The sequence below is a fragment of the Arenibacter catalasegens genome, assembly GCF_002909235.1.
Taxonomy (GTDB): domain Bacteria; phylum Bacteroidota; class Bacteroidia; order Flavobacteriales; family Flavobacteriaceae; genus Arenibacter; species Arenibacter catalasegens.
This window is the reverse complement of sequence record NZ_PHQQ01000008.1, coordinates 153,697-159,965: the sequence shown is the minus strand read 5'-3', so window position 1 is coordinate 159,965 and position 6,269 is coordinate 153,697. Positions and strand designations below refer to the sequence as shown.

The window sequence follows — 6,269 nt, the reverse complement described above, 5'->3', positions numbered from 1 at the left end:
TTGAACTCAAAGGAAATAGTCTTAGAAAAAAACTGTAATATTGTCATGTCTTATCTTTTGTAAACCAAAATAGCAAGAGGGGTCAACATCACTAGAATGGGGGGTCAGTATCTATAGAATATCCACTAAAAACGAAGGTGAATAATAGTAGTACTTTAATTAATGTTCTCGTCATTATTTGTTCAAATTGTTGTTATGAGAAATATAATAATTTGTTAATATACTTTAACTAGACCAAAAGTCAACTAAACGTAACTTTATTGCATTTTAGTGTATTGTAAATCCTATAATTCTCAGTAATTTTTGTTGGTGTACATATTGGAATGCTACAACCAAGTGTTTGCTATGACCCCTCTAGGATACCTAATATTAGGTTTTGAAAATGTTTGCCACCCGTATTCAAGTAATATTCGTTGTAATGCGTTTTTTTGGATGTCTATAATTCACTTTCACTGGGGTTCGAAAATCAATGATTTTTATTACCATACTAACCACAGGACCATTATGAATACCCTAATAGTTAAATTAGTTTTAACTACTTTAAAATTAGTATTTTATAGGTGTATGTATTATGTTGGCAATTGAGTAACGACTTATTTTAGCCACAGCATAGCCACACCTTAACCATAGGCTAACTACTGCCACATAATGGTAGTAGCTGATGCATATACTACTTGTTTTTATTGAATACCTTGGCCATCAAATATTCCAAGGCATCTTGACCCAAGAGGGCTCGTTTCAATTTGGGTTTATTAATTTATGCTTTCGACGGGTTTTCTATTGTAATGGATTTTTTTCCTTGTTTATAGGTTACGATTTCTAGTTATTAAAGTTCATTTCCGTTAATGTCTCCTCTGGAAAGGAATTTACTTCGGTAACTTTGGTGGTTGTTTCTATGATTGGAAATTTAATGTTGAAAATATCAATTTTTCCTAAGGGTTCCACTTGGAGACTTAAGTTTAATTAATTCAGACCAAAATTTATCTCAGCAAATAAGAAATTAGCTGTTCCGTAATTGGCACATTCCAACTCCCTAAAATCAATAGTTAAGGACTTAATAAAAAATAAAATTTAAGGAACTGGGCTAGAGATTTTCATGGGAGCCACTGCTTAGGGCGTATACTACTCTTCTACTCAAGAATTACAATTGTTTGGATGAGTTTCCGGAGGGTAAGTTATCATTTTTATTCAGTTGAAATAGAAGGATTCCTGCACCCACAATTGCCGCTATACATGCCATAATCGAGGTTTGCCCGTAAGCTACGCTCACTAATGATGCTATTATAGTGAATGAAAAGAAGATAATGGCAGCAAGCTTTATTCTATTCGGCACAACCCAGACCGCTACTGTCCCTGCAATATAAAATGATATAGCAGGAATCAAGTAATATCCCAGAATGAGTACAAGTTGATCTTTTGAAGTGCCTCCATTTCCGTAACTTGAATATGACCCTACGGAATCCCAGAAATTTGATATCAATGCGTGCAGTTTGTGAAGGAGTGAATCACAAATTATAGATGTAATAATTGCCAAGGGCAGAAATAATATCCATTTAATTATTTTCATTTTTATTATATGTTGTTTTGCACGATAATAAAGGTTTTGGCTATGACAATTAGAACAGGTGATGGGCAATTACCTTTTCGCTTAGGCCCTTGCCCAAAGCTTATGTATTTTGTTTTCTAAAAGTCAAATTCAAAAGGTTTCGGTCTTCGCAAACACGTCTGAGCAAATGATTTTAGCACTTTCTACCCTACTTGTTATAGCATCGATGATAAAACGGTATTTCTCACAATATTAATCCGAATCGACTTTTTAAATTTAGATTATAATACTTACCAAAAGATTCAGCTTTTTTGAATTCGTTCCATATTTCAATTGGCACTTTTTCGTGTATATATGTTCGCGATTTAGTTTCGATTATTAAAAATCCAGTCTTGCCATCACACGAAAAATATTCAGCATTGTATATCCAAGAGCTTCTGCTTGTGTTGCAATCATCAATAAGGTTGAAATCCGATGATTTTATAATTTTTAAAGCATTTTGGTAGGTGCCAAAAGTTTTATCTATTCTACTACAGTCTTGCCCAATACAAGAATTTAAAAGGAAGAGTGAAAAAGATAAAATGATTAATTTAAAATACTTAATCATTTCGATTCTGTCTTAACTTTAGTAATAAGTTCTAAATCTTCTTCCGATGGCCATAGTTTTTTATACTCGTAATCGCCGAATTCAATCGAATTATCTTTTATGACTAAAGTATTTCTATGGCTATCGCCAATATCATCAAAAGTAGTTTCTAATAGGTTGCCTTTTTTGTCCGTTATCTCCATTTCTAGTTTCCAGACTTCATTTGCGTCAAAGAAAGTTCTTATACCCAATAGGTTTTCTCCTTTATTATAAAAAGGTCCAAAATAATGAGTTGCATCAGTTCCTCGAACTTGAAATACAGCATATTCAAATTGTTCTTGATATTGTTTTTTAACTATTATCTTATTGCTTGGAATAAAATATACTTTATTTGATTCTCCATTTTCATTTACGTCTTCATAAACAGCAATATCTTTTAAACTGTAAACTTTATTAACGCATCCTTTTAGGCCTAAAAAAAGCCAGAATACTATAAAAATTCCAGTGCCAATTTTGCTAAATAACTGTTTCATAGGTTGGATTTAAATGTTTTACACCGTAAGATATTATAACTTATAATTAAATATCCATTATAACAATACTGATAAAAAGCGGTTAATGAGAATATTATTGAAATTTAACGTGCTATTAATCTTCTTATTATATAATAATTTTATTCGTGCAATTAGAAGGGATAGTATAACGAAGAGTTTGTTATGAAAATTCTAAAATAGAGAATATTACATTTGTATTTTCTTATTAGATGAAAACTGATAATATCCGTTGTATTACGTTTTTTTATCTTCCTTGTCCTTTCAGGAGATTATTGCCAGGTATATGAAATTGGTGGCAAAAGGGCAATAAACTTATTCAAGTTTTTCACTATTCGGCCAAAACCTTTTTCAATGCTGTCTGAACGATACCGATATCATTAAAACCTTGAAAACCACTAAATCCTACAGAAATGCGACTCTCATCGTCTAATTGGATTAATTGTCCACCAACCCAGCCAATAAGGTCGGGAAGTTCTATAGGGGCATCTTCAGGGTCCATAGTGCCCCCAAAAACAATCTTTTCATAATCTCCTGTATTATGACCAGTAATCCACACCTGACTCGCTTTTTGCCAGGCAATCCTAAAGATTTCCCTTTGTTCTATTTTATCTGTTCCAAATAACTTTCCATAAACTTTGCCATCTTCCGAGATGATACAGATAGCTACATTCCCATTACAAATTTCCCAATCTTCAGGACTGTTTTGAAACCTGGGAATTTCTTTTTCCAGTGCTTCGAATAAGGAGTAAATAGTTTTTTCAAGTTTAGTGGTGGTCATTAAAGAATGGTTTTAGATTTAAAATTTATAATTCTTTGTAAAAGTGATATAATAAACATGAAACTTCAAATATTTTTACCGAACAAAAATTGAAAACATTTACTAGCTTACCGCCAGTTTCCATCCTTTTTACTTGCCAAAGCAAGGTTAACTTGAACAAAAGAGGAATATCGTCCCAAATTTATCTAAGCATGTGTGCCCTCTGCGGTTTTTGTCTAACGATTATCTTCCCGAACACTACAAAAATAGAATAGGATATAGGCGCTAAGTTTTTGGTAAGATTCCAGTCTGAACCTGACCTAAATTGAACTAATATTCAGGGAGTGTAATCCCTAAAAATGATTAAAAGAGATTTAGAAGAGCAAATTAATAACCGTTTTGGAAGGGTAAAGCCATTTACACATTATGGGATAGTCCTGTATTTAGGAAAAACTTACCGTTCAATGATTTTGAATGTTCATTGTCACTGAACACTTTAAAATAATCAACATATAATACAATTTGTCGTAATAATGATTTTATATATGTAGTTACTATGTCCGCCATATCCTCTTATTTAATCTACTATTTTTATTCGGGTTGTAACAGCACTTCAAGCGCTTTGTCCACAATATCAGTATCCAACTCTTTAAGGTAGGCTTGAGTAACAGCTAAATTCTGATGCCCTAAGGATTCGCTAATGACATCCGTAGCCACACCTTTTTGCTTGAGGCAATTGGCAAAACTATGCCGGGCCACGTAACTGCTAACGTTTTTTGTAATATTACATAATTTGGCCACTTCCTTGAGTTCTATATTATAAATACCCAACATTTTATGTTTCCGATCAGCGAGTTGGGTGGGGGTATAGTCTTCGCGAAAAAGCAGGGGAAGTACATATTTGTTACCATAACCATGTTCTCGATAATAGTCCAATATTTTCTGAACAGGGGGCATAATGGCTATGGAGAAGTTTCCTTTGGTCTTCGCTCTGGTGTAATAGATGACATTAGCTTCTACATCTTTCCATTCCAAGCACATCATATCCGCAAAGTTCATTCCCCTGGTATAGAAGCTAAAAACAAAGTAATTTCTGGTATTGATTAAATGTGGGTGGTCAGACAAATTTAAATTGATAATACGGATGATCTCTTCATAATCCAATGCACGTTTAAAACCTTTGCCTCTTAGCCTTGATATTTTATAGGTTTTAAATGGATATAGATTTTCCTTTATTACACCACGCGCTATAGCTTTATTATACAACGCCCTTATGGCACGCATTTTTACACCGACGCCACCATCCGTGCCACCGCGGGAGCGAAGAAAGGCATCATACTTACTTAAAAAAGCAGAATTTACCTCTCTAAAATTTAGTTTCTTGATTTTATGAAAAATTTGAATGGAAGTTTTTGCATCTTTATAGGACTTCGCATTTCCGATACGTCCTGCAAACGTCATCTCCTCAATGATTTCATCAAAAAAGGCAAATACATCATTACTTACAGGGTTGAAAGTAATTCTATATCGCTTATCGAAATCCTGTAAAGTATAGTCAGGATTTTCTACTTCAAGGTCAGTGGCAATCTTATAAGCGCGATCTTTAATTTTTACCAGCAATCGGTTATTTTGAAAATGATTATTTTTCTTTTTATTAAATGTGCCGGTGGAGGTTGTCCATTCTGAAATAGTTGAGCTAAACGGAGTTTTATAAAATTTGGATTGTCTATCTTTAGTAATTCGCAAAAAGATGGGATACAATCCATCAGTTAATTTTTTCTTCCGTTGAACAATCTTAATAGTTATCATTTGACTTGATTTGGGTACAACATAGGTACAACAAATGGGCTATTAAATGTAAAAATTATATTACCAAATACAAAATAAATTTTCATAAAATATTGATAATCAGACTATAAGAAGACAAATGACGTTAGATGAAACCACTACTTTTGAGGCTGTTAATCAGAGGGTCCTTGGTTCGAGCCCAAGAGGGTGGCAAACAAAAAAATTCAACTTATGAAAATAGGTTGGATTTTTTTATTTAAAGCATATTGTATATCTGCGCCGCTTTGATATTATGCCGTAATACGGTTTTGAGGTTAGTTATAAGTCCATATGAGCAAGCTTAATAGTGGTCATTTTGTAGTTTTATCTTTTCAAGGAATATTAATCAAATATATTTTCGCATGACTACAGAAAGAAAGAATCAAGATAATGAAAAGTCTTTCCAAGGTTTGGAAAACGATGTTCCACAAAACCATGGTCTAAGTCAGGATTACCATGAGACAGAATCCATTGGAAATTCAGATGAGGATTTGGGAAAACCCGTTAATAATGGAGGGGTAGATATGAAACTTGATACGCGTTTGGAAGCGCAATGGTTGGCAGTGCGGGATGAATATCTTTCCCATTACCCTGCTGTAAAGGAAGTAGATACCGAATATGAAAAAGGAAGTTTTAATAAGATAATCGATAGCATAGCAAAAAGAAGACAACGTAGCCCAGAAGAGATACGCAAGGAAATTATGGAATGGTCTTTAACTAAGAAAGAACAATCATAAGGTTATAGAATAAAATTTACGAAGCTCGCCATTGTTAAGGATTAGCAGAAGAAGCAGGATTTATCAGCATTAAAAAGATTTATGACTGCTACACACTAATTATAGTATGATTTCCTGATAGGTCCAGGTCCCTTATAAAACTGTACTCAATAAAATATAATATTTTGTTTTCAGACTCATTGAAATGCATTGGGGTCATCCTATAACCGATTAAAGCACCCCATGCCATTATTGGTCCGTACATTTCGGGATAATAAATAAC

Annotated in this window: 7 protein-coding genes; 1 reads left to right on the top strand and 6 read right to left on the bottom strand. The window is 33.4% G+C overall.

Annotation, left to right across the window (positions count from 1 at the left end):
• Positions 1 to 1,141: 1,141 nt before the first annotated feature.
• The 6 genes from CWD90_RS08925 to CWD90_RS08905 form a co-directional block, all read right to left on the bottom strand.
• Positions 1,142 to 1,567: a hypothetical protein gene (locus CWD90_RS08925; RefSeq protein ID WP_103475592.1), complete on the bottom strand. Its 426-nt coding sequence runs from the start codon at positions 1,565 to 1,567 to the stop codon at positions 1,142 to 1,144.
• Between the two features lie 223 nt (positions 1,568 to 1,790).
• The gene (locus tag CWD90_RS23700) at positions 1,791 to 2,153 is read right to left on the bottom strand and encodes a KTSC domain-containing protein (protein ID WP_103475591.1); all 363 of its coding nucleotides are present in this window, start codon (positions 2,151 to 2,153) and stop codon (positions 1,791 to 1,793) included.
• The gene (locus CWD90_RS08915) at positions 2,150 to 2,665 is read right to left on the bottom strand and encodes a hypothetical protein (RefSeq protein WP_103475590.1); all 516 of its coding nucleotides are present in this window, start codon (positions 2,663 to 2,665) and stop codon (positions 2,150 to 2,152) included. The genes CWD90_RS23700 and CWD90_RS08915 overlap by 4 nt, the downstream gene beginning before the upstream one ends.
• Before the next feature lie 349 nt (positions 2,666 to 3,014).
• Positions 3,015 to 3,464 (bottom strand): hypothetical protein, encoded by a 450-nt coding sequence (locus CWD90_RS08910; protein WP_103475589.1) that lies wholly within the window; start codon positions 3,462 to 3,464, stop codon positions 3,015 to 3,017.
• Positions 3,465 to 3,860: 396 nt separating this feature from the next.
• A complete protein-coding gene (locus tag CWD90_RS23000) occupies positions 3,861 to 4,010 on the bottom strand; it encodes a hypothetical protein (RefSeq protein WP_157941183.1) in 150 nt (49 codons plus the stop codon).
• Positions 4,011 to 4,034: 24 nt separating this feature from the next.
• A complete protein-coding gene (locus tag CWD90_RS08905) occupies positions 4,035 to 5,252 on the bottom strand; it encodes a site-specific integrase (RefSeq protein WP_103475588.1) in 1,218 nt (405 codons plus the stop codon).
• A 380-nt stretch (positions 5,253 to 5,632) separates the two neighbouring features.
• Between CWD90_RS08905 and CWD90_RS08900 the strand changes: the two genes are divergently transcribed.
• The gene (locus tag CWD90_RS08900; protein WP_103475587.1) at positions 5,633 to 6,007 is read left to right on the top strand and encodes a hypothetical protein; all 375 of its coding nucleotides are present in this window, start codon (positions 5,633 to 5,635) and stop codon (positions 6,005 to 6,007) included.
• Positions 6,008 to 6,269: the final 262 nt, after the last annotated feature.

Excerpts from the sequence above, each read along its gene's own strand:
- CWD90_RS23700 (WP_103475591.1), bottom strand. The coding sequence starts at position 2,153 with ATGATTAAGTATTTTAAATTAATCATTTTATCTTTTTCACTCTTCCTT.
- CWD90_RS08915 (WP_103475590.1), bottom strand. The coding sequence starts at position 2,665 with ATGAAACAGTTATTTAGCAAAATTGGCACTGGAATTTTTATAGTATTC.
- CWD90_RS08905 (WP_103475588.1), bottom strand. The coding sequence starts at position 5,252 with ATGATAACTATTAAGATTGTTCAACGGAAGAAAAAATTAACTGATGGA.
- CWD90_RS08925 (WP_103475592.1), bottom strand. The coding sequence starts at position 1,567 with ATGAAAATAATTAAATGGATATTATTTCTGCCCTTGGCAATTATTACA.
- CWD90_RS08900 (WP_103475587.1), top strand. The coding sequence starts at position 5,633 with ATGACTACAGAAAGAAAGAATCAAGATAATGAAAAGTCTTTCCAAGGT.
- CWD90_RS08910 (WP_103475589.1), bottom strand. The coding sequence starts at position 3,464 with ATGACCACCACTAAACTTGAAAAAACTATTTACTCCTTATTCGAAGCA.
- CWD90_RS23000 (WP_157941183.1), bottom strand. The coding sequence starts at position 4,010 with ATGGCGGACATAGTAACTACATATATAAAATCATTATTACGACAAATT.